The sequence below is a fragment of the Cohnella xylanilytica genome, assembly GCF_014212175.1.
GTDB lineage: Bacteria > Bacillota > Bacilli > Paenibacillales > Paenibacillaceae > Cohnella > Cohnella xylanilytica.
Genome location: NZ_JACJVR010000093.1, coordinates 1 through 2,329 on the forward strand (window position 1 = coordinate 1; position 2,329 = coordinate 2,329).

1 protein-coding gene is annotated in these 2,329 nt (G+C 64.6%); it reads right to left on the bottom strand.

Translation table 11 applies throughout. The features are described 5' to 3' along the window. Positions 1-1,554, bottom strand: a 1,554-nt coding sequence (locus H7B90_RS23950; protein ID WP_185138419.1) for an O-antigen ligase family protein, incomplete at its 3' end; no start/stop codon positions are given. Positions 1,555-2,329 lie beyond the last annotated feature (775 nt).

A 2,329-nucleotide genomic window follows, 5' to 3' on the forward strand; every position in this document is an offset into this window, starting at 1 on the left:
GGGCGGCCGCGGGGGCGGCGCAGGCGAGCCTGCTTGCGCCGGAAGCGCAGCCTGCGCCGATTGCGCCGGAGGCGCCTCCTGCCATGACGGCGCCACCTGCGACGGCTTCGGCGCACCTTCCCCCGCCCCGTCGCGATCCGCCAAATGCAGCGCCAGCCAATAGAGCAGCAGCAGCCAGACGAAGCCGTACGACCAATCGAAGTCGATCGCGGAGTGCGCCAGCAGGACGGCGGCCGGTCCCCAAGCGGCGGCGGCCTTCGTCCGCTTCCTCAGCATCCAGGCGTACAGAATCAGCATGCCCGCGAGAAGAAGGAAGCCGAGCAGGCCCGTATCGATCAGAATCTCGAGGTAGCCGCTGTGCACCTCGTTGCCGATATACGGCCGGCTCTGGTAGAGGCCGACCTGCATCCGCCAGCTCTCCCCGCCCATGCCGAGCCACGAGTGGTCGCGGAACATCCGCAGCGCGTCCGCGTAATAGAGCTGTCTGGCGGCGGCCGTCTCGAAGTTGCCCGACACTCTCGTCCCGCCCGTATCGCCTCCGGCCAGAAGAGCGTAGGCCGCCGCCAGGCCGAGCAGCAGGACGAGCAGACCTCCGGGCACTGAGGTGACGGCGGACGCCGCTCGCGCGAGGATCGCCCTTCCGTCGCCCTCCCGCATCCTCCAGTCCGCTGCGGCCGGCCGCAGCCGGTGCAAGATGAGCGCGCCGACGGCCGCGGCGCCGAGCAGCATCCAGACGCCTTGGCCGGGGCTGCCGTGCTTCATCGCGGCGAAGGCGGAATGGGCCGCCGCCGCGGAGAGGCCGACGGAGAGGCCCGCCGCTGCAAGCCCGTAGCCTCTGTGCCTTCCGTCGTGCAGCGCCAGCGACAGGACGAAGCCGAACGCCAGGGCGAGAATCGATCCTCTCGATTCGGTTAGCAGCAGCGACGCAAGAGCGGGGACGAGCAGCAGGGCTGCCGCGAGGGAGAGACCTCTTTTTCTCGAGATCAGAAGCTGCCACTGCAGGAGCGCGAAGCAGGCGACGACCGCGCCGTAGGCGTTCGGGTATTGCAGGAACCCGGCCAGCCGCGCTCCGGTCGCCGCCAATTCCGCCTGATCCGAACGGAAGACGATTCCCGGGAAGCCGATCCAGCCGAACCAGCCGGCGAATCCGCCGCAGACTAGGAAGGTTCCGGCCAACTGGAGAACGACCCAGCCAGCCTCCCGCCGCCGCGGTTCAGAGAAGAAGACGCCGAGCAGAACCGCCCACGAGCCGTAGGCGGTCCAACGGAGGAAGGCGTCCGTCGTCCCTTTGACGGAAGCCGGATGAAGCGCCAGCATCAGCCCGTAGACGGCCGCGATCGCGAACGGAGCGCAAGACCAGAGCCGCACCCGAACCGTCCCGGGGCGCAGGCAGCCGAGCAGCCCGGCCGCTCCCGCGCAGCCGATTAACGCAATCTCTAGCGGATAGAGGTCGGCGTCGAAAAAGAGCCCTTCCCGATAAGCCGAGAGGCAAAGAACGAATAACAGCGCGCAGGCGCCGATAACAGTCGGAATCGTTTTTAGGTATCGATGCATGGGGGCCTCGTTTGTTCCAGGTCGATAAGGTCTATTCCCCTAGCTTAATCCGTCCCCCTCTCCGAAGCAAGGCAGCCCCTTCTCCCTCGCGATCCCTTAGCCTCTTCCCCGCCGCTCTCGTCGCTCCTTTACCTCTCCAGCGCATTCGCCGCTTCTTCGCTTCTCCAGCACACTCGCCCCCTCTTCAACATCTCTCCAGCATACTAGCCGCCTCTTCGCCTCTCCCATGCCCCCTCTTGAACATCTCTGCAACACACTCGCCCCTTCTTCGCCTCTCCCATGCCCCCTAATCATCACCTCCCGCACGCTCCCCGCTTCTACGCCACTTCACCGCTGCGCCTCCTCCCCTCTAACTCTTCCTCCCCCTGTCCCGGCCGATCTTACCCACAAATTCGAGCCTTTTGCCCACAGCGACCCGCCCTTTGCCAACAACCGATCCACAGGTTACCCCCAATCTTCACATGTAAGCCTTTTCCTTTTTCCGCACTCTCGTCCGCCTCTTAAGCCCCCCGCCCCTCTTATCCCCACTTTCGCAAGCTTTATCCACACCATTCTCCACATTACCCACAACTTACCCACGCCTTATCCACAAGCGCGGACTGCCGCATCCCCCACGGCCTGTGAAGACTGCCTTCCTGCCTTCATCCCTTCATCCCTTCACTGCCTTCACTGCCTTCACCGCCTTTACTGCCTACTCTGCCTTCATGCCTTCTCTACCTCCTCCTACCTTCTCTACCTCCCTACCTTCACTACCTTGTGAAAATCAGTAGTAAAA